20 protein-coding genes, 4 tRNA genes and 1 pseudogene are annotated in these 20,834 nt (G+C 41.8%); 11 read left to right on the top strand and 14 right to left on the bottom strand.

Annotated features, from left to right (window positions below):
- Positions 1-9: 9 nt before the first annotated feature.
- Entirely contained in the window at positions 10-378 is a 369-nt protein-coding gene (locus PLF31_01990) for a hypothetical protein (protein HRH26217.1), read from the top strand.
- A 2-nt stretch (positions 379-380) separates the two neighbouring features.
- Here PLF31_01990 and rsmA read toward each other — a convergent pair whose 3' ends face one another.
- Genes rsmA through PLF31_01975 form a run of 3 tightly spaced genes read right to left on the bottom strand, consistent with a single transcriptional unit; the run spans position 381 to position 5,849 of the window.
- Entirely contained in the window at positions 381-1,193 is an 813-nt protein-coding gene (rsmA, locus tag PLF31_01985) for a 16S rRNA (adenine(1518)-N(6)/adenine(1519)-N(6))-dimethyltransferase RsmA (GenBank protein ID HRH26216.1), read from the bottom strand.
- A 22-nt stretch (positions 1,194-1,215) separates the two neighbouring features.
- Complete coding sequence (locus PLF31_01980; GenBank protein HRH26215.1) at positions 1,216-3,165, bottom strand: UvrD-helicase domain-containing protein; 1,950 nt, start codon at positions 3,163-3,165, stop codon at positions 1,216-1,218.
- A 35-nt stretch (positions 3,166-3,200) separates the two neighbouring features.
- Positions 3,201-5,849, bottom strand: a complete 2,649-nt coding sequence (locus PLF31_01975; GenBank protein ID HRH26214.1) for a hypothetical protein — start codon at positions 5,847-5,849, stop codon at positions 3,201-3,203.
- A 132-nt stretch (positions 5,850-5,981) separates the two neighbouring features.
- Between PLF31_01975 and PLF31_01970 the strand changes: the two genes are divergently transcribed.
- The gene (locus tag PLF31_01970; protein ID HRH26213.1) at positions 5,982-7,040 is read left to right on the top strand and encodes a peptidoglycan DD-metalloendopeptidase family protein; all 1,059 of its coding nucleotides are present in this window, start codon (positions 5,982-5,984) and stop codon (positions 7,038-7,040) included.
- Between the two features lie 67 nt (positions 7,041-7,107).
- Here the strand turns inward: PLF31_01970 and PLF31_01965 are convergent, their stop codons facing one another.
- The 4 genes and pseudogenes from PLF31_01965 to rpsO all read right to left on the bottom strand — a co-directional run bounded on the left by PLF31_01965 (position 7,108) and on the right by rpsO (position 9,578).
- A complete protein-coding gene (locus tag PLF31_01965) occupies positions 7,108-7,473 on the bottom strand; it encodes a hypothetical protein (protein ID HRH26212.1) in 366 nt (121 codons plus the stop codon).
- A gap of 52 nt (positions 7,474-7,525) precedes the next feature.
- Positions 7,526-8,620, bottom strand: coding sequence for a hypothetical protein (locus PLF31_01960; protein ID HRH26211.1), 1,095 nt, complete (start codon positions 8,618-8,620; stop codon positions 7,526-7,528).
- 172 nt (positions 8,621-8,792) lie between these two features.
- Positions 8,793-9,293: pseudogene (locus PLF31_01955) on the bottom strand (NYN domain-containing protein).
- Positions 9,294-9,302: 9 nt separating this feature from the next.
- Positions 9,303-9,578 (bottom strand): 30S ribosomal protein S15, encoded by a 276-nt coding sequence (gene rpsO / locus PLF31_01950; GenBank protein HRH26210.1) that lies wholly within the window; start codon positions 9,576-9,578, stop codon positions 9,303-9,305.
- A gap of 85 nt (positions 9,579-9,663) precedes the next feature.
- Here rpsO and PLF31_01945 point away from each other — a divergent pair, with 85 nt between their 5' ends.
- Both PLF31_01945 and PLF31_01940 read left to right on the top strand, forming a co-directional pair.
- Positions 9,664-10,635 carry a tyrosine-type recombinase/integrase gene (locus tag PLF31_01945; GenBank protein ID HRH26209.1) on the top strand — a complete coding sequence of 324 codons (972 nt, stop codon included), beginning with the start codon at positions 9,664-9,666 and terminating at the stop codon, positions 10,633-10,635.
- 26 nt (positions 10,636-10,661) lie between these two features.
- Positions 10,662-11,459, top strand: a complete 798-nt coding sequence (locus tag PLF31_01940) for an exodeoxyribonuclease III (GenBank protein ID HRH26208.1) — start codon at positions 10,662-10,664, stop codon at positions 11,457-11,459.
- A gap of 14 nt (positions 11,460-11,473) precedes the next feature.
- Here the strand turns inward: PLF31_01940 and PLF31_01935 are convergent, their stop codons facing one another.
- Positions 11,474-12,940 carry an HD domain-containing protein gene (locus PLF31_01935; GenBank protein ID HRH26207.1) on the bottom strand — a complete coding sequence of 489 codons (1,467 nt, stop codon included), beginning with the start codon at positions 12,938-12,940 and terminating at the stop codon, positions 11,474-11,476.
- 57 nt (positions 12,941-12,997) lie between these two features.
- On the opposite strand from PLF31_01935, the gene PLF31_01930 reads away from it, so the two are divergent.
- The 5 genes from PLF31_01930 to PLF31_01910 all read left to right on the top strand — a co-directional run bounded on the left by PLF31_01930 (position 12,998) and on the right by PLF31_01910 (position 14,751).
- Positions 12,998-13,073: transfer RNA gene (locus PLF31_01930), tRNA-Arg, on the top strand.
- A gap of 59 nt (positions 13,074-13,132) precedes the next feature.
- Positions 13,133-13,206: transfer RNA gene (locus tag PLF31_01925), tRNA-Gly, on the top strand.
- Positions 13,207-14,131: 925 nt separating this feature from the next.
- Positions 14,132-14,204 (top strand) — tRNA-Pro (locus PLF31_01920).
- A gap of 143 nt (positions 14,205-14,347) precedes the next feature.
- A complete protein-coding gene (locus PLF31_01915) occupies positions 14,348-14,665 on the top strand; it encodes an RNHCP domain-containing protein (GenBank protein ID HRH26206.1) in 318 nt (105 codons plus the stop codon).
- Positions 14,666-14,680: 15 nt separating this feature from the next.
- Positions 14,681-14,751 (top strand) — tRNA-Gly (locus tag PLF31_01910).
- A 63-nt stretch (positions 14,752-14,814) separates the two neighbouring features.
- On the opposite strand, the gene PLF31_01905 is transcribed toward PLF31_01910, so the two are convergent.
- The 3 genes from PLF31_01905 to clpP form a co-directional block, all read right to left on the bottom strand.
- The gene (locus PLF31_01905; protein ID HRH26205.1) at positions 14,815-15,087 is read right to left on the bottom strand and encodes an HU family DNA-binding protein; all 273 of its coding nucleotides are present in this window, start codon (positions 15,085-15,087) and stop codon (positions 14,815-14,817) included.
- A 108-nt stretch (positions 15,088-15,195) separates the two neighbouring features.
- A complete protein-coding gene (gene rny, locus PLF31_01900) occupies positions 15,196-16,725 on the bottom strand; it encodes a ribonuclease Y (protein HRH26204.1) in 1,530 nt (509 codons plus the stop codon).
- Positions 16,726-16,727: 2 nt separating this feature from the next.
- Complete coding sequence (gene clpP / locus PLF31_01895; GenBank protein HRH26203.1) at positions 16,728-17,309, bottom strand: ATP-dependent Clp endopeptidase proteolytic subunit ClpP; 582 nt, start codon at positions 17,307-17,309, stop codon at positions 16,728-16,730.
- A 95-nt stretch (positions 17,310-17,404) separates the two neighbouring features.
- On the opposite strand from clpP, the gene PLF31_01890 reads away from it, so the two are divergent.
- Positions 17,405-18,103, top strand: coding sequence for an RsmE family RNA methyltransferase (locus PLF31_01890; GenBank protein HRH26202.1), 699 nt, complete (start codon positions 17,405-17,407; stop codon positions 18,101-18,103).
- Between the two features lie 182 nt (positions 18,104-18,285).
- Positions 18,286-18,978, top strand: coding sequence for a hypothetical protein (locus PLF31_01885; protein ID HRH26201.1), 693 nt, complete (start codon positions 18,286-18,288; stop codon positions 18,976-18,978).
- A 71-nt stretch (positions 18,979-19,049) separates the two neighbouring features.
- Here the strand turns inward: PLF31_01885 and PLF31_01880 are convergent, their stop codons facing one another.
- The 3 genes from PLF31_01880 to PLF31_01870 all read right to left on the bottom strand — a co-directional run bounded on the left by PLF31_01880 (position 19,050) and on the right by PLF31_01870 (position 20,810).
- Entirely contained in the window at positions 19,050-20,081 is a 1,032-nt protein-coding gene (locus PLF31_01880; GenBank protein ID HRH26200.1) for a trigger factor, read from the bottom strand.
- Positions 20,082-20,162: 81 nt separating this feature from the next.
- Positions 20,163-20,345 (bottom strand): hypothetical protein, encoded by a 183-nt coding sequence (locus PLF31_01875; protein HRH26199.1) that lies wholly within the window; start codon positions 20,343-20,345, stop codon positions 20,163-20,165.
- 9 nt (positions 20,346-20,354) lie between these two features.
- Entirely contained in the window at positions 20,355-20,810 is a 456-nt protein-coding gene (locus PLF31_01870) for a hypothetical protein (protein HRH26198.1), read from the bottom strand.
- Positions 20,811-20,834 lie beyond the last annotated feature (24 nt).

Genomic DNA, 20,834 nt, shown 5'->3' with positions numbered 1-20,834 from the left:
GTACTGTATATGATGCCGACATGGCTTAAGTGTATCGCGATTCCCCTCTTACTCATTGCTCTTATTGGTGTGGGAATTGTTTTTGCTCCTGGCACCGCACACGCAATCTACCCATTTGATTTTGGCGGAAGAGTGGTGTGGGTATATTACTGCGTAAACGGTCTCTGGACAGCAGTCAGCGTCCCAACCCCTGGATTATTCTTTTATATTTGGGGTTTTAGTGGAATGAAAGCAGTTGGTCCACCGACACATGCGGGTCAGCAAGTACTTGGAAAATCCTACGGAGTAATGGTATGTCTAGTTCCGTGTGTTATTGGAGTGTGTCCAATCGGATATGGGTGGCTTGTCAGTCCTAACGCTGGTTCAAGCCCTTCGTAAACTTAGAATAATTTTTTAGTAATCGCAATCCAATCAGATACGTGCAGCTCCTCTGCCCTACTGTTTGTTGATATTCCTAGGTCTGTAAATATCTGCTCCACTTTTTCTTTTGGAGCAATGGAAGAAAGATTTGATGCGAGCTTTTTTCTTTTGTGTGCAAAACCTGCGGAGACTACGGTAAAGAAATTCACATCTTCCACATTCGCGTCATTGAAGTATGTTTTTGATATACCAGAAATTTCAATGATCGCTGAGTTAATATTTGGCGGAGGAACAAAAGCGCCAGGTGGAACTCTCCCAACTTTTTTTGGTTTTCCATACGCATGAACAGAGAGTGAAAGAATGCTGTGTTTAGAATCAATGAGACAAATTCGATCAGCAACTTCTTCTTGTACCAACATCAACATGTAATTTGGTTGGTTGGTTGATTCTAAAAATTGTTGGAAAATTGCGCCGGTGATGTAGTACGGGATGTTTGCAATCAGTGCGTACGGTTCTTTTGGTAACGTGCTTGAATTTTGTTCAAGTACATCTCCTTCTGTAATTGTTAGAAGTCCTGAAGCAATTTCTTTTTCAAAGCGTGTCTGAAGTGGAATGATGGCACGTGCATCCTTTTCAATTGCAAGCACTTTGATAGATTTCTTCTCTGCAATTCTAAGGAGACGCTCGGTTAAAACGCCTTCACCTGGCCCTATTTCCAGTATCACACGAGTGTTTTCGGGAAGCATGAGGGCAATCCTCTCTTCCATCTTGTAGAGCACACTTTCAGAGCGGAGGAAGTGCTGGCCGAGAGACTTTTTTGCAAATAGTTTCACGTTTGTCAGTTAAGCAGATCGCTTAATCAAAGTAAATGACACGCTCTCTTTTTCCTCCAGGATTTTTTCGTTCTTCGTATGTAATTAATGAATCATGAATGTCTGCCAAAAATGTTGATGGAACATTCACTTCTGTTTTTCCAAATATTGTTCGAACGCTTGTGTAAGAAAGATATAATTTTATGCGAGCACGAGTAAGTGCAACATAAAAGAGTCGGCGTTCTTCCTCTGCACGATCTTCTTGCACACTTCCTTCTTCACTTTTTTTAACTTGAGGAAACAATCCATCTTCAAGACCTGTCACAAACACAAATTGAAACTCCAGACCTTTTGATGCGTGTACTGTCATTAAACGAACACCTTCCTTTTTTTCTTGAAGCGCGTCTTGGTCAGAAAGAAGACTAGTATCTTCAAGAAATTTAATGATTCCTTCAGGACCGTGTTCGTCATATCGTGCACCAAGAGATACAAGTTCTTTGAGGTTTTGGATTTTCTCTTCGTTCTCGTCAGTTTTCTCTGCTTGGTATTCACCCAAAATACCGGAACGTGTAAGTGTGTATCCGACGAGCTCTCCAGGAAGCATGGTTATACTTTTTTCTTGGATGTCAGTGAGTATTTGAAAGAACGGTTCTGCTTTTTTAAATGTCGCAGGATCGAGTGATTCTCTTGGGGTGCTTAATATCTTTAACATCGTTACTTTTCCAATTCCACGTGCGGGTGAATTGATTACTCGCTTAATGTCGCTTATGCAGTCTGGATTTAATGCTGCTCGGATATACGCAAGAATGTCTTTAACTTCTTTTCGGTCATAAAATCGTGTTCCAAGAACAAAATGCGGCACGCTGTGTGCAAGAAATGCTTCTTCAAGTATTCGAGATTGGAAGTTTGCACGGTACAAGACAGCAATTTCAGATTCTTGAACACCTGATGTGATCAATTCCTTTGCCTTTAAAGCGATGAAATTAGCTTCGTCTGCTTCGTCGTATGCTCCATAGAGTGAAAGTAAGTCACCAGGTGCATTTTCAGTGAATAGGACCTTTTTACGGCGCTTCTTGTTCTTATCAATGACAGCGTTTGCTGCTTTAAGGATGTTTCCAGTGGATCGATAGTTCTGTTCGAGGAGAACTACGCGTGCTTCAGGGTAATCTCGTTCAAAATTAAGGATATTCGAGATATCTGCCCCTCTCCAGGTGTAGATTGTCTGGTCAGCGTCCCCCACTACACAGATGTTTCTGCTCTTTTCAGAGAGTAGTCGTCCGATTTTGTACTGTACTCGGTTAGTATCCTGGTACTCGTCAATATGAATATACTTATACTTCTCCTGGTATTTTGCTCGAATTTCTTCGTCTTCGAGTAACTTAGATGCTTTTAAGAGAAGATCGTCAAAATCCAGTGACTTTTCCTTAGCTAGAATGCCTTCGTATGCTTCCCACACCTTACCCACGATAGAAGAAATGAATTCACGAGGTCGGCTATCAAGAAAATATCGCACGGTTACGCCATTTCCCTTCTCTCTTGAGATCATTGAGAGCACTTTTGATGGTTCAAACTCTTTGGGGTTTATATTAACCAGCTCCATGGCCTGCTTAACAGCATTTTTAGAGTCACTTCTGTCAAAAATTGTGAAGTTTTTACTTGTACCGGCTTTTTCTGCGTTTTCACGAAGGAGTGTGGCGCCAAATACGTGGAATGTGCTTACAAACGGCTTTTCCATGAAAGAAATCGGCATATTTAACGCACGATCTTTTTCTAGAAGCGCTGTAATTCGCTCACGCATTTCTTGCGCGGCCTTGTTGGTGAATGTAATTGCAAGGATTGAACGAGGGTCAATTCCTTTTCTAATTAAATGGAGAATTCGGTATGTAAGCGTTTTTGTCTTCCCTGCTCCAGCTCCAGCAAGGATTAGTAACGGCCCACCAGCATGCTCTACCGCTTCGCGCTGTCGATCATTTAAATCAGAGAGATATTCCACCGAATGAATATATCATATCGGTGTCACGATTCAGTTTAAAAGAAAGGAATCGAAAGTGCTTGTTGCAAGATGAATTTACTTCTTTCTTTCGGAGGTAATTTTTTAGTACGTATTAGTTCGTGTATGTCTATTTGGTGAGCAAGTAATTCGTCTAGTCCGCTTAATTTAATAAATACTTGTTTTTCCTCATCAGTTAGCCGGGGGTTGCTAAGGGGATTTTTAAGTGTAGCGGGAAAATATTGTCTACCCATATATGACAAAGCATATTTTTTCCCAACCTCCCTTGCGAGTACCTCTCTTTTTGAGTACAGTTCCGAGTATTCTTTTAGTGCTTCAGAATACATGTCAGATCTTGTAACTTTAAGGGAATTAATCTCTGTTTGAAGTTTATTGATTCCTCCACTGAACGAATCAATATAATCTTTTGGATCAAAGGCCTTCTTGTTTCCAAGCTCACCCTTCTCCAGACTCAATTTTTTGTACTCCTTGTAGCTACTCGTCTTAAAAATTTTATGTAGAGTTGGAAAACCAAAAATCATCCGCGTATCCATACCTAATATACTTTCTTTGTTGAATGTAAAAAGTTTTTTAAGTGAAAAACCCATCGGGTTATACCAGCTATATCTGTGTTGGTACACACGATCGTACGGTTCCCTACCTCGCAACAGACCAATTTTGTGAGATTCTAGTGATATCGCCTTATCGATTTTTTCGGCGTTTGTTTGTGGGTTTGATGCAAGTTTTTCTTTTTCAGATTTAAACGTTGTGTCGGCAGCAGGTGTTGTCTTTTCCGTCTCTGAATTATTTTCCTTGTTGGGAGGGACTTGTTCTTTTGTTGTTTTACCCTCAGCCGTCTCTTTTGTTGATTCGACGTGTTCAGGTTCTAGTTCTCTGAATTCGCGCTCGCCTTCTTCGTTAATACCAATCTCCATATTTCCAAAGCCGCTTCCTCCTATAACAACGTCCGGCCTGTTCTCAACCTTCCCTGTCATTTGAACTGTTTTTTGTTCAACCTTCTTCTCGACTTTCGCTTCTTTTAGTGGAGTGCTTACAACGTTTTTGTTTTCAAATCCAGCACCGCCAAAAACTGATCCAAATATAGGAGTTGCGTCCTTTGGTGTTTTCTTTTCCTCACTCAATTTATTTCCTTGAATTTTCCTGAAAGCCTCGATGTTTTTTTTGTTGCCGTCAATATTTGCAGTGTTCTTATTGTTGTTCGTTTCTTCCGCCTTCTTATTGTCGGTACGTGATGCTTTTGATTTTCTAAAGGACTCAATGTTTTTCTTTGTGCCCTCACTTTGATCTATTGTTTGTGTAGTAGTGGTTTCTTTTACAATGCCAACCTCTTCCTTCTTTATTTTTTGAGCATCTAATTCTTCTTCTGAAAGTACAACTTGGTCATATTGTGCAAAACCATAGTCAGGTTCACCCGGCTTACTCATATTTACCCGTGATGAACGAGAACCTGATGCTCTTGAGCGTGCAGGAGTTCTTGGTGTCTTTTCAAGTCTCTTTTCCTTACTTTGTTCTGATTGTGTGCGATTGATCAATTCTTCTCTTGCAAGTGTGCTCGCTAGTTCTGAAGCATTATATTCTTCGTTTGTTACTCGGCTGAATGGGACAAGTATATTTTTACTATCTATTGGGGCGTTTTTAATTCCCTCTTTATTCTGTGCAACCTTAGTTCGCTTTGCTTCGTAGCTAGCAGCTAGCTGTGCGATTTGAGATGTTGTTTTCTTTGTCTTTTTTGGTTTTTCGGGTGTAGGTCCGGACTTTTTTTCTGGAGTTGTTTTTTTAATTTCAAGATCGGGGATTGTTTGTTCGGGCACAGCCTCAAGAGTTGGTTCAATTACTGCGTGAATGGTTGAGTTTAGTGCACGAGATTTTTTTACCTTCTTTGAAGTATTTGGTAATTCAGTGCCAGGAATTTTTTCTACAGGAACATCTTCGAGTGCTGTTTTATTTTTGGCTTCTGACTCTGATTCCTCACGTTTTATTTTTCTTGCGTGTCGCTTTGTTGATTTTGATTCATCGAAAATGTCATTGATTCCAGTATCAAGGCTTTGGTCTTTGTATGATGCTCTAAAATTTACTCCTGAAACCACTGCGTCGCCACGCGTAGTAAGTGCGTTTTCAAGTTCGTTGATAGCGTCTTGTTGTTGTTTCTCTGTTTCTAAATCTTTAGCCACAACTTCTTCGACAACACTGTCGTTTTCTTTATCTCTTTTTGCAATCTCATCTGCTTTATTTGGAGCTGGCTCAAAAACACCAGATGTTCCGCGAGAGCCACTTGCACGCTTTGCTCTACGATCACCACGAGCAGATTTTGTGAGTGATTCTGTGTAGGCAAGATTTTTTACCACTTCTTCAGCTTCGTTTTCCTCTCTTGTCACTTCCACACGTTCATTCATAAACTTCCGTCGAGTTTGTTGTAGATTTTCTTTTGCTTCTGCGATGTCACTTGCTGGAGCTGTATTTCCTCGTCCATCATGTATATTCTGTCTTCGAACAATTGTCTCAATATCGTCTTCTGTAAGGTTGTCCACTGGATGTGTATCGGCTTCTTGAGACTCAATATGAGCTATTTTTGCTTCCTTAACTCGTACTTTATGGGCAATTTCACTAATAGGCACCTCGTTTTTATCAGTTACAGCTGGTTCAGCCGGAGGTATTTCATGCTTCATGAAGTCTAATTGTCCAATCACATGTCCACAACGTCAAGTTGACTGAGGGGATAGCTCCGCTATGATTATCAGGACGGCACGCGTGAGTCCGGACAGTATCCACGGAAATACCGCTCAGCAAGGCCGTTTCTTTTGAAACGAACTGACTCTCAATACACCAATAAGTCTATCCTTAAGGAAGACGCACCCCCGCCCGCCAGATTGGCCCGCCGGGGTAATTTTTATGTAAAGCCACTTGCAATTATTGTGGTGGTCTTTGGTCTAATTCTTTTTGCTGAACAAGCTGACGCTTCCCTCTTCTCTACCATCTCAGGATTTTTTAATAGAACCCCGGCACAGGCCAAGCAAGACCCAGTTACCTCACAAAACATCGATCTTTTGGATCCTTCAACAAGTGAATTGGCATATGCTTCACCAGGTCAGATTGAAGAAAATGCTCTTGTTGCCTCGCCATTTACTCCTGAAAGTCAGTCTGCGGCGGCAATTGATACATATATAGTTAAAGAGGGTGACTCAATCTCTCAGATCGCGGCTAAATATAACGTTTCAGTTAACACCATTCTTTGGGCAAACAACCTAAACCGCTCTTCTGCCATTAAGGCTGGTCAAGAATTGGTTATTCTCCCAATCAACGGTATTACTCATATTGTTAAGAAGGGTGAAACGCTTGAGCAGATTGTTAAGAAGCATAAGGGTGATATCGCTGAGGTAATGCGATATAACGGCCTTTCATTCGACAGTATCCTTAAGGCTGGTGACACTGTTCTTATCCCTGATGGAGAACCAGAAGTGGTAAATACTCCAAAATCAACTCCCTCAAAGGTGGTATCAACTCTTAAGGACACTGCTGCATATTTCATGCGACCGCTTTCAGGTGGAACTCGAACTCGTGGAATACACGGAAATAACGGAGTGGACATTGGTGCTCCTGCGGGAACTCCGGTATACGCTGCTGCAGCCGGCTCTGTGGTTGTCAGTCGTGGTGATGGCTCATGGAATGGAGGATATGGAAACTATGTGGTTATTACACATAAGAACGGTACACAGACTCTCTATGCTCACCTTTCACGAACAGCGGTCTCGTCTGGATCGGTGGATAAGGGTGAAGTCATTGGATACGTTGGAAATACAGGTAAGTCTACCGGTAACCACTTACACTTTGAGGTTCGAGGAGGTAAAAATCCATTCTAAATTAAATAGTTGGCACAATAAAACCCGGCAATCGCCGGGTTTTATGTTTGGTTTTACTATTAAAACCTTAGTTATCCATGTGTTCCATGCAGGTATTAGCTGCTGGGTTTGCTTCGAGACGTTCCGATTCGATTGTTTTTCCGTCCATCTTACATACTCCGTAGGTGTTATTTTCAATACGATCAAGAGCTGCTGTAACTTCCTTGTACCGCTTCTCAATGTTTCCTAAAATTGCTTGGTTGTCCTGAAATGCTTCCATTTCATCAGCAACTTCGTTTTCGTCTGCTGCCATAACTTCCGTATCGGTATTTTTTGCGACCCAGTCTCCTGGGTGCTCAGCGTCTTGTTGACCAAGACGATCTAGTTGCTCTTTGAGGAGTTCTTGCTCCTTCACAAGGGCATTCTTAAACTTTTGTATATCGTGTTGGTTCATGTATCGATTGTATCATTTTTAACGATGATGCAAGCGGCATTGGCACATGAAATTACCTCGACAGCTTATCGGTCTTGATCAAGTTCAGGATGTCGCTAAAGGCCGATTCGTTTGTGGTGATAATGAGTGTTTGTTCATCGTAGAATGAATATAATACCTTTGAGTTTCCTTCTACATCTCGAATTAGGCGAACATCGCGGTTTTTAACCAAGGCATCTCTAAATTCTTTTGTAAGGGTTGGTGGAAGAATACTTTGTATTACTGGTGTTGATGCTGTTGAAGTTCCCATTGTTGTTGTGCCAACAGGTTCTACTGGAATTGAAGTTGTGGTGCCTTTTGAAATGATACCGTCAAAAATGTTTGCGAGTGATGGCTCGAATGTGAGCATGTTAGAGAATGCATTCTCGTAGAGTTCGATATTAAATATGATGAACGGCTCCTTTCGTTCGTGTTGAACAGTTCCGACCATGTACGAGTCTTTAATTAACGAGCGAAGTAGTGCAGGAGGGACATCCTCTGCAATTTCAAGGAGTAATTCATCTGCATCAATGATCTCTCCACTTCCCTTTTCTGTAATCTTAATATGTTCGATCGATCCAACTTCATGTTGTGCACCAAGTACTACGCCTGCAATTTTTTCTCGGAGCACACCTTTTTTCTCGCTTGTATCTTCAATTACCGTTTCATATTGACTCGCGTAGAGAGATTCAATTTGTGATGGCGGTAAGAAGTTCGCTTGTTTGTCTTTCAGTATAAGGAAGTATAGAACTGAACCAGTTCCAATTAATATAAAAAGTGCTGATAGTAAAAGCAGTAGGCTATTTTTTGAACCTGAGTCACGGAATACTTGTTTACGCTCCTCTACCTTTGCCCCAACTACAGTAGTTGCAGTTGCTGCCCTTCTTTTTTCTTCTGCTTGTTGTATTGAAAATGTTGATTGTTTTTGTCGCTCAATCAATTCCGCTGTATCTGACTCAAATGTGCGAAGTGTCTGCAAACTGTTTGCAGTAGCTTTGTGAAGTATTGCAGCTGAGTCAACAGCGGTTCCTTCAGGAGATTGTGGAATTACGTTATTAGAATCTAGTGCCTTAAGAGTATTTTTTGTGTACTCAATTCGGTCAATTCTTTTTCGTTCTTCTTCTGCCATACTCCATGTATGGTACCAGTAAATATGGCTACGGGAAATAGCGCGTTACAGTTTAGTATGAGAACTAGTTAGGATATTCTTCTCGAGACTCCTGACTTTCTCGTGGTGCCACTTCTGTTTCGTTTCTGTTTGGGCGTTGTGTTCCACGTCGTCCGCGTCCTCCACCAGCCCTGATGAGATATTTCTGAGGAGTTTCACAGAGATCGATAAAGTCATCAGCTGCTTCAATTAAACGTGCTGAAGATGATTTACCAAACGCTACTACTTCAACCTGACATCCTTCGTGGAGCTGTAGGTATTCCACAAGTGGTACGAAATCTCCATCTCCTGAGATGAGGATGATCGCATCCATCTTAGGTGCGAGTGCAATTGCATCAACTGCAAGTCCTACATCCCAATCTCCCTTCTTTGCACCTCCCATAAATATCTGGAGGTCTTTGGTCTTTGTTTCAATGCCGGTTTTGCTGAGTGCGTCAAAGAATGCACGTTCCTCACCTCCTTCTGTTGCAATTACATATGCAATAGCACGAATGAGCGCACGGTCTTGGACCGCTTCTTTTAATACTGCACCGAAATTTACCTTTGAGCGGTATAAGTTCTTCGCACTGTGATACAGATTCTGCGCATCGATGAAGACACCGACACGTTGTTCTTTATGTTTTATGATTGCCACCTGTATATCTTACGCGGTCTTCTTCTTGAGGCCAAGCTTTTTTGTCAACGCGTTGTAACGCTTTGTGCTTGTCTTCAAAAGATAATTGAGATGTGTTTGCCTATCAGCAACCATCTGCAAGAGTCCTCTTCGTGAGTGGACATCCTTCTTATTTTTCTTTAGGTGGGCAGTAAGCTCGTCAATCCGCTTAGAGATAAGACTTACTTGTACTTCTGGAGAGCCAGTATCCTTATCGTGGATGGCTGTTTCCTTGATCACCCTGTTTTTCTGGGTCTTTGTTAACATGTGGATAGTATAGCACAAATATGGTTATTTTGCAAGCTAATTCCTAGTACCCTCTCTTTATAGCCTAACTTGCTATACTTTATCTATGAAAAATGGCCAGAAATCGCCAATACACGAGCATTTTCAAGCCTTTTTAGCTTATTTGGAGATTGAAAAGGGCCGAAGCCTCCTTACGGTCAGGAACTATAAGCAGTATTTGACTGTTTTTATCGCTCAAACAAACATTACTGACCCAAAACACATTACTGAGCCTGTAATTCGGGAGTTTCGCATGTGGCTTAACCGACAACCTATACGTGAGGGTGCCACTCAGACGTTAAAACGTAAGACACAGAACCATTATTTGATCGCCATCAGGTCTTTTTTGAAATATTTAACAAAAAACCAGGTTGAAACGCTTCCGGCGGATAAAATTGAGTTAGCAAAAATCCCAGAGCGCACCATCGACATGATTTCTGGACAGGAACTCTATCGATTACTCGCTGCCCCACTTGAAGTGCTCAAAAAGAGCAAAGATAAGAACACAGAGGTTAAGGCACTTCGTGATCATGCTATTTTGCAATTATTCTTCTCTACCGGTCTTCGATTGTCAGAACTAACATCACTTAACCGCGACTTAGATATCTCCCGAGATGAGTTTTCTATTCGGGGAAAGGGTGAAAAGGTACGTGTTGTGTTCCTTTCTGAAGAGGCACGACAGGCAATTAAGGCGTATTTAGCTAAGCGAGCAGACATTGATGACGCGTTATTTGTGCAAATCGGCATGAATCGTAAGGAAACAGAGAGAAAACAGAAGGGATTGCGCATTACCCCTCGCTCAATTGAGCGTCTTGTGAAAGAATATGCAATCCGTGCTGGAATATCGAAAAAAGTGACACCGCACGTTATTCGACACAGTTTTGCCACTGACCTATTGCAAAATGGAGCTGACTTACGTTCAGTACAGATGTTACTCGGTCACGCTAACATCGCTACTACGCAAATTTACACACATATTACTGATAAACATTTGCGTGAGGTGCATAAACGTTTCCACAACAAACAATCAAATTCTTAATTACTAGTTTATTTTGTATTTAACCCATGCCTGCGAAGCGTCCGTTTTCAATTGTCACTTGGAATGTTAATGGTATTCGTGCAATGCACAAAAAAGGTGCGCTTACATGGTTATTTGCACAAGCACCTGATGTAATTTGTTTCCAGGAAGTAAAGGCAACTGCTGAGCAGATTCCGGAGGAGATAAAAATAGTGCCTGGATACCATGCATATTTCGCCTCTCCAACCCTAAAGAAGGGATACAGTGGTGTTGCGATTTATACAAAGCAGAAACCACTGAGTGTTCAGTATGGACTTGGTGTAGAAGAATTTGATGCAGAAGGACGACTCATTCAAGTTGAATTTGAGAATGCATATGTACTTAATGTGTACTTCCCTAACGGTGGCGGTGGGCCAGCACGTTTGCAATATAAGTTGGACTTTTATGATGCATTTCTTGCACACATCCAAAAATTAAAAAAGAAAAAGCATGTTGTCTTTTGTGGAGATGTAAACACAGCTCACACTGAAATTGATCTAGCTCGTCCAACACAGAACGAAGAAAACACTGGGTTCCTCCCTGTTGAACGTGCGTGGATAGATGAAGTTATTGATAGCGGATTTGTAGATGTGTTTCGTGATCGCTATCCTCGTGCAATTGGTACGTATACATACTGGGATCAGAAGAGTGCAGCACGAGTGCGGAATGTTGGATGGCGTATCGACTATTTCTTTTGTGATAAGGCGTTCATGCCGCAAATAAAAGACTGTCAGATTCTTGATGGAGTCGTTGGATCAGACCACTGCCCTGTCGAGCTTATCCTTGTCTGTGACAAGTCACTATAATTTCCTAACGTAAATTATTCAACGTGATACTTGTCTCTAATTTCTGAGACAGCTTCTTCCTCTTCTTGTTCACGTTTTCTCTTTCCTGCTAAACCTCTATTGCGAAGTTCTTCATCAGAGAGTGCAAGTAACTCTCGAGATTTTTCGAGAAGTATTTCCTTTGTATTTAATTTTGGATCTTCCAGTACTTCTTCCATAAGTGCATTCAGTATGAATCCAATCTTGGGTCCTGGAGCCACTGTAAGCTCGCTGATGAGGTCTTTACCATCAACTGCGAGCATTCCCACACTAATAGGATCTCGAAGTGCTTCTTCGATCATTGCTTCGTACTTACGAAGTCTGTACGGATTCTCTTTTGGTCTGCCAGTTCCAATGCGATCACACATGCGTACATTAACAAGATCCCAAATATGGTCCTTTCCTACATTTGCAACCATTCTTCGAACTGCTGAAAGTGTAATTTGTTCTGTATCAGAAAAGAACATGTGCCAACGAATAAGTTTAACTACTAGATCAACGGTGTCTTGAGGATACTTTAAACGAGTTAGAATCTTCTTTGTAATTTTTGCTCCTACTACTTCATGACCATAAAATGTCCACGTGTTCTTTGAGGTATCTCTTCGCCTTGTGGCAGGTTTACCAATGTCATGGAATAGTGCTGCTAATCGCACTTCCAAAACCAGCTCTTTATCAGCTGAGTGTTGCACTGTTTTTATCAAATGAGTCCACACATCATATGCATGTGCCTGTGTCTGCTCTACCCCGACTGACTCCAAGAGCTCAGGGACAACATACGACAAAACCTCTGTCCTTAACATTAAAGACAAGCCGTATTCAGGTTTAAAGGACATTAGTATCTTAGAAAACTCGTCTCTTACTCGCTCTGCTGAGATGGCCGATAGGAGATCTTTCTGCTCATTTATTGCCAATAGTGTCTCTTTCTCAATATCGAAATCTAGCTCTGCCGCAAAGCGTATTGCTCGTAGGATTCTAAGTGCATCCTCTCCAAACCTGTCGGTAGCACTTCCTACCGCCCGCACTGTCTTTGACTTAATGTCCTTAAGGCCATCGTGTGGATCGGTAAGAGTGTCTTTTATAGGATTCCATGCGATGGCGTTTATGGTGAAGTCACGTCTCTTAAGATCTTCTTCAAGGGACACGCCAAAGAATACTTCTGAAGGACGTCGTCCGTCTTTGTACTCACCTTCTCCACGGTACGGTGTGATTTGAATTATTTTTAGTGTCGAATCTTCTGACTCGGTTTTTACACTTACTGTTCCAAAGTTGTTGTCGTAAAAAGATTCTGGAAACAACGCTTGTATTTGTTCTGGAAGTGCATTTGTTGCAATATCCCAATCTTTAGGTGTTCTATTGATATGTAGATCACGAACACAACCTCCAACAAGAAAAGCCTCATGCCCCGCTTTCATGAGTATATAGAGCTTTTCTATGACTATTTGTGGTACGTCCGTAGAATTCATAGCTTTATTTATGCATATTTTTTGATTTTTCTCTAATTTGGTGTATATTTCCGCTATGCGCCTGTAGCTCAATGGATAGAGCACTTGGCTTCGGACCAAGGGGTTGTGGGTTCGAGTCCTGCCAGGCGCACCACCTTTTAGATTATGATAGCAGTACTCCCTATAGCTGGTGAGTGCATAAAAGGTATGTACGCGGGTATGGTTTAGTGGTAGAACACGTCCTTGCCAAGGACGAGACGCGAGTTCGATTCTCGCTACCCGCACCAACGGAAAGAAAAGAGGGTTAACTACCCTCTTTTCTTTTGGGACACATATTTCAGCACGTCTTTTACGGATTTTGGAGAACTATTGTCTGGTTAGCTTTATTTGTCCACGTTTTTATCCAAAACTGTGGATAACTCTGGGGATAAGTGTATAAAGGACATGTCCTAAATATGGCCTATCTGGCTGTCCCCTTATTATAGGCCATATTTTAAGGACACCGACAATTTGACTTATACAAATATGTTTCACGTGAAACATATTATTTACCCTAAAACAGGTTATTTTAGGTTGTTTTTAGTGTTATTCATGAAACATTTGAATTGGTTTCATGGGAAACAGGGTACAGATAGTATGGGGTGGTGTGTACATGCTCATACTCTGGGAGTGCCTAGCTCTACAAAATCACTGGCCCTAGAATGTACAATCCGGGTCTGAGTAATGTAGAGCAGTACATTCTTCGCCCTTGGCTTTCTTATTGTTATTCATGAAACACCCGCGTAGTCCTGTTTTACAGGGAATATTGTGCGCGGTATTGTGTATAAGTTGCAGTCTACCGAGACAGCACCAAAGCCCACCCTGGAACGAACGTCGTCCCAGGGTTTTTATTTGAATGGTTGTTATTCGTGAAACGTGTTGACAGGGAATAGGGGAGGAGCTAAGCTACAGTAGCTGTAAGCTGTTTATCCGAGAGAGAACAGTCACGGCAACTTCCCCGAGTCCAGAGTAAGCTATGAAGCGCTCTGGACTCTTTTTTATTTCCCGTATCGGTCACTTGGGGTCTGAATTGTAGGGACAGTGGTTCTTTTGTCTTTTTCATTCACCCTTGTTTATAGGACGTTTTAGGTCAAAGCGACAGTAGTTACAAGGGAGAGACAGGTTGTGAAAGGTATATCCTAAATAAATCTGCTGTGTTAGTATGTCGATACACGGAGTGTGGTGTAACGGCTAACATACCTGTTTTGGGAACAGGTGACTCCGGGTTCGAATCCCGGCACTCCGACACGTTACGTTTCATATGAAACTTCTTTCTCGGAAGAAGGAAGTAAAGATAGATGAAAATCCTTTCAAATTAAGTTAAGAGGGCTATAAATATAAGTATTGCGGTGTTTAAAGGGTTTTGTGTAACGTTATTCGTGAAACAACATGTCAAAAAAATTTCAAAAAAGAGTAGAAGACTTCAATTGTGAGCGATGTAATACATCAGTAAAGGGAAATGGGTTTACAAATCACTGCCCAAACTGTCTGTGGTCAAAGCATGTAGATATCAATCCAGGAGATAGGGCAGCAGATTGTGGAGGGATGATGGAGCCTGTTTCAATTATAAGCAGGAAAGGTGTGTATATGGCTACACATAGGTGTGTTAAGTGTCGTACAGAGAAGAATAACCGTCTTGAAACACACGATAATTTTGATGCTGCAGCAAAGATTGTGAAGGATATAGCAGCAAAAACAAAGATCTGATAGTATAAGCCCGTTGCGGGATTAGTTTAATGGTAGAATAGCGGTTTTCCAAACCGCGGGCAGGAGTTCGATTCTCCTATCCCGCACATAATACAAAAGGAAAACGGCCAATATTGGCCGTTTTTCTTTTGATCGTATGAAAAATACGATTACTTAACTGCGTCCTTAAGAGCCTTTGCTGCTCTAAACTTAGGAACGTTCATAGCTTGAACCTGCACCATTTCACCTGTGCGAGGGTTACGAGCTGATCGGGCTGCACGCCTTTTAACTGAGAAGATGCCGAGTCCTGAAATAGAGACCTCTTCACCTTTCTTAAGTGTGCCAACGATCGATTCAAGGATCGTTTCCACTGCGAGCTCAGCCTGAGCCTTAGTGCCTTCAAGCTTTGCTTGAACTGCGTCCACAATTGCTGCCTTATTCATAATTATTATGTAATAATTCTGCGACCGTTTGAAGTATTCCTTCAAAAGTCATTATATTATAAGCCGTTTTTTGTGCAATGACGTAAAAACGACTAGTGGGGAAGGGTACTACCGAGCAAATTCTGTAACTCGTGTTTCACGAATAACTGTTACTTTGATTTCTCCTGGATACTTAAGTTCATTTTCAATCGCAACCGCAATCTCTCGCGCTACACGCTTTGATTCGATATCTGAGATTTCTTCTGGTTTGATGAATACACGAATCTCACGACCTGCTGAGAGAACGTAACTCTTTTCTACTCCTGGAATCTTGTTAGCGATGTTCTCAAGATCTTCTAGACGTTGTAGATATATTTCTACAGAATCTTTTCGTGCACCGGGACGGCTTCCTGAAATTGCGTCAGCTGTTTGAACAATGATTGATTCAAGTGTCTCGTATGGGTACTCACCATGATGCGCTTGCATTGCCTTAATGATTTCTTCAGAGACTCCAAACTTCTGTAAGATGCGTCGTCCAATCTCAACATGTGTTCCTTGAACCTCATGATCAAGCGCTTTACCAATGTCATGAAGAAGTCCGCCTGCTTTTGCGATGTGTACGTTTGCACCAACTTCTTGTGCAATCATTCCTGCAATGTGTGCAACTTCAATGGAATGCTGCAATACATTTTGTCCGTAGCTTGTTCGGAAGTGGAGACGACCGATGATTGAAGTTAAGCGTGGATCAAGATTGAACACTCCACACTCGTACACCGCTTGTTCACCACGCTCCTTAATTGCTTTGTTAACTTCTTCTTTTGCTTTTGTATACAACTCTTCAATCTTTGCTGGCTGAATGCGTCCGTCAGCAATGAGCATATCGAGCGCTGTCTTTGCCGCTTGTCTTCGAAGGGGATTGAATGAAGAAATAGTGATTGCGTTAGGTGTGTCATCAACAATGACCTCAACACCGGTAATGCGCTCAAAAGCCTTGATATTACGTCCTTCTTTACCGATTATCTTACCCTTCATCTCTTCAGATGGAATGGCAACCGAGGTAGACATAACGTCAGAGTATACAGATGTTGCGAGGCGTTGAATTGCACTGGTAAGAATTGTTTTTGCACGGCACTCAAGCTTCTCTTCACTTGCATGTTCAAGCTTTTGCATTCGTACAAGCAAGTCTTCTTCATTTTTAATTTCAGTTTCCTTGAGCAACTCATTTTTTGCTTCTTCTGCTGAAAATCCTGCTGTTTTTTCTAATACTTCTGTTCGTTCTTTGAGGAGTACGTCAGCATTCTCTTTGAGTATATTTATTTCAGCAACCTTGTCTTTAAGAGAAATTACTTCACGCTCAAATTCAGCTTGTCTTTTTTCTAGTTGCTCATCCTTTTTAATGAGACGTTCTTCAAGGCTACGGCTTTTTTCATCGCGGTCTTTAATTTCTTTTAGTTGCTCTGCAGTTAGTTCGTCAGCTTCTTCCTTTGCTTCTTCAACAATGCGCTTTGCTTCTTCTCTTGCGTTAAGGAGAATTTCTTTAATACGAAGTTCCGCAGAACCTTTGCGGCTCATTGCAATCAACACTCGTAAGAAATATCCAAGGAGTACACCTAAGATGCCGGCGCAAACCAGATATGTGAGGAGTAATGTTGTAATCATGGCTATTCGTTCTTAGTGAGCACTTTGTCGATGATTCCGTATTTCTTTGCTTCTTCAGCGTTCATGAAATAGTCGCGATCAACATCCTTTTCAATCTGGGCAACACTTTTACCTGTTGCTTCGGCCATTATTTTATTTAAACGTTCACGAGTCTTTAAGATTTGCTTTGCAGTGATTTCAATATCGGCTGCGCGTCCTTCAGCGCCACCCCAAGGCTGGTGGATCATGATCTCAGAGTTGGGTAAAGCAAAGCGCTTACCTTTCTTTCCGCCTGCAAGCATAACTGCACCACCGGAAGCTGCGATACCAACACAGATTGTTGAAACATCTGGTTTGATGTGGGTCATGGTGTCTAGCATGGCAAGGGTAGAGGTGACTGAGCCTCCTGGGGAGTTGATATAGAGGGAAATATCCTTCTTTGGGTCCTCGCTCTCAAGGAAGAGGAGCTGGGCAATGACAATATTGGCTACATTGTCATCAATGGGGCCACCAAGGAAGATAATTCGGTCTCGAAGCAGGCGAGAGTAGATATCGTATGCTCGCTCTCCAAACTGAGACTTCTCGATAACTGTTGGGATTAACATATATTATGTAAAGGGTTATGGGTTAACGCCCATGCTAACAGAAACTAGCAGAAAATCACGTTGCCTGGCAGAATAGCATGAACTAACACCATTATATGAAAATTCACAGATTTTTGCTTGCCCAAAGCGATTTAGTCAAAAGTGACGATCTTTTTGAAGTTGTAGAACCAAAGACGGTTCATCAAATGGTACATGTCCTCCGACTTGAAGAAGGTGAACGTGTTGAGGTCTTCGGAAATGATAAAGCGGCTCTGTATAGCATCGAAACTATTGTTAAGGCCAAGAAAGATCCAAAGGTATTTTTGAAATACAAATCGGACATCGCGCTTCGAATCCCTGAGAAACACATTGGAGTGGCATTTGGTATCTCAAAGAAGGACACTGCAGAGTGGATTGTGCAGAAGTGTACAGAACTCGGTGTTTCTGATTTTTACCCTCTAATCACTGATCGCACAGAGAAAAAGAATGTTCCAGAGGAACGACTCCAAATTATTATCAAGGAAGCAGTGGAACAGTCTGGGTGGCATACAGTACCCACACTTCACCCAGTACAAGCGTTTGAAGAGTTTATGGGGTCTCGGAAAGGGGATATCTGGCTACTCGATGGCGCTGGGAGTGAGACGATACAAAGTGGAGTTGATAATGTCACTATTGTTATTGGTCCAGAGGGTGGATTTACTGAAAGAGAGGTGGCAAAAACAAAAGAAGCAGGGTGGAGTCTAAAAAAGCTTGGAAATTCAACTCTTAGAGCAGAAACCGCTGCAGTTTCTGCGGCCGCACTATTACTTCTATAGACGGTATTTACCCGGGTAGATGCATTGACAGGAGGGTATATATTATGCTATAATATACTACAGCTAGTACTTACATCCGTACTAGGCATTCATAGTGTTTCCGCAGTGATTGAGATGGTATCTCAATCGCGGAAGGGTTGGTAGCCCCTATGAGTGAAATGTAAGATGTCTAGGAGTTTTTCATGTTCCTTTCCAATCAGTCGTCGTTTTCTTCAACGCCTATTGCGTTTATGTTTCGCAGGATTTTGCTAGTGACAGTACTTGTCGCCGCAATTCTGTTCGACATCGTGTTCTTGGGGTTTTGTATCACTTCTTTCACACTCACTTCCCAGGAAATCCTGTTGCGGTATGGTGTTTTCTTTTTCGGTGGTGCTTTTACCCTCATTCCACTGACAATCATTCTTTGTGAGAATGAGTTTGTCAGTGGTGGTTGGAAAGCATCACGTGCACGGGCTCGAATCAATTGGGCAATGTGTTACAAAGCTGTTGAAGTGTGGAAATCTGAACGAGAGGTTTTTGAAGATTATCTTCGAGAGCTTGCTGCGACAAAGCATGCAAATAGTGGTGTGTCTTCCCTCCAGTCAAAAAAGCTTGCAGCAGAATCCCACAAACAATTCTTGCAATTGTTTGAGGATGGTAAGCTGACTGGACTTTTAGATCACAAAGCTAAGCATGCTCAGTTCTTTCCGAAATCGGAACGTCAATCCAAGGTGATGGGTCAACCCCATGCTTATTATCAGCAAGAGTCCGGTCTACTCGATTTGAGTCGAGACCGTGATGACACTTCGCTTGTTGAAGATCCAGATTGCCTGGTCTCAAACTCGATGGGTCCTAACCGAAGCAGTGAAAGTGCTGTTCGGCACGCGACTAAGTAGAAGAACGACCTGAAAACAAAAAGCCCTGCGCACATAGTGCGCAGGGCTTTTCTTTTTGTTGCTATATATTCCTATTTCTTCACCAGTCCTTCGAGATACTCGAGTACTGCGTCGTTTGTCATCATGTGACTGACGTATTCACGAACACGGTCTTTATCTAATGTCTTGTCGTGATGGAGTACATGTGAAACCTCGTGATCAAGCTTGCTCTCTTCGGGCGCGATTGATTCTTGCTTTGAAATTTCAGTTAAGACAATCTCAATACGAACACGTTCGATTGCTTGTGGTCTCCATTCAGTTCGAACCTCAGCTTCTGTTTTCTTGATACGCTCGAAATATTCTTTTGGAGTTACATTTAACTTAGCAATATCTGCGTATAGTTCTCGAACCATACGATCGAGTTCACTTTCGATAAATACAGTTGGAAGTTCGATAGTAAATTGTCTGTCGATTGCTTCTAGGATTGAAAGACGGCGCTTTTCTTTTCCTTTACGCTCTTTATCCTTCTCAATTGACTCTTTGATCTTATCTTTGAAATCCTGGACTGAAGTAAAGTGACCAAACTTTCCAATGAATGCTTCGTCGATTTTTTCAACATCAAACGTCTCCATGTCAAAGTTCTTGTCACCTGACGCGCCTCGAGCAAGTTCCTTAATTGTGTTTGCAACTTCAGTGTCTGTTGCTGTTGGAGATTCTTCTTCGAGTTTTAAATCTTTGAGAATTTTTTTGTAGTCAGGAAGTTTAATGTCAGGAATGACTGGAACAGTAATTTCAAAACAGATTGGATTATCTTCTGCAATTTTTGTAAGTGTAATCTCAGGTCGGTCGATAGGGAAGATATTGAGTTGTTTTACGATTTCTTCGTATTCATCTTTGAAGAAGATATCCATTGCTTCGGTGATAACAGCAACGTTTGAGATGTGTTGCTTGATCATTGCATCAGGAACATGTCCAGCGCGAAATCCTGGGAGTTCAAAGTTCTTCTTAATATCTTTAAGGGCACGCTCCTTATACGGTGCAATGTGTTTAAAAGGTACCTCCGCAATGAGTTTTACCTCTGAGTTAGGGAGTTTTTCGAGTGTTATGTGTTTTTTGTAATCCATGGTGACAGTCTAATCGGATACGTTAATAATGCAAATGGCCGCAGATGCGGCCGTGTTGCAAGGTGTCAATTTCTATAAATTCTATTGTGTAACTTCTACAGATACAGTAGTTGTTGCGTTTTGTGTTTCTTCTCCAAAGAATGAGTTTCCTAATTTATATAATCCAACAAATAGTGCTCCTAGCAAGATCAAGATGACGATTATTGCTGCAATGACTTTAAGACGCCGTGTTTTAAGTGGTGGTGTAAGTTCTAATGGATCCATGCAAGATAATTATTGTGAAATAAACAGTTTATTTGTCTCTATGATAGCTCCTTTCATTGCTTGGTACGCTGATGAGAGCGCGGTTCGTGCTCGAAGTCGCTTTTCAGTGAAGTTTTTTCCTTTGGACTCAGATAGTTCACGCACTGCTGTTTCAGCTTCAAGTATTGCTAGGTGAAGTTGTTCTTGGGATGTCTGAATTGAATCATCAAGAGTCACTCCGTCTTTCTTTGCAAGTTCAATCGCTGTGTCGAGTCGGGTAGATAGACCAATAAGTGCCTCAAGGAACTGTTGTAGTCGAAGTGTTGTTCGTGTCTCTGTAAAGAGTTCTGGTCGAGTGGAATCAATTGTTCGTGGTTGAGCTCCCAAAATTGAAGTTGCAACTACCGTGCTTGTTCCAGAGCCAAGGGAAACTGATGGAATCGTTAACGCAAGTCCCATAAGGGCTGTGATATATAACTTTGCCATATAGTTAGTATACAACTATCAAGA

The sequence above is a fragment of the Candidatus Paceibacterota bacterium genome (genome assembly GCA_035438625.1).
GTDB lineage: Bacteria > Patescibacteriota > Minisyncoccia > Phycocordibacterales > DAORIS01 > DAORIS01.
The sequence above is the reverse complement of the archived record's forward strand: the minus strand, read 5'-3'. Positions and strand labels throughout refer to the sequence as shown.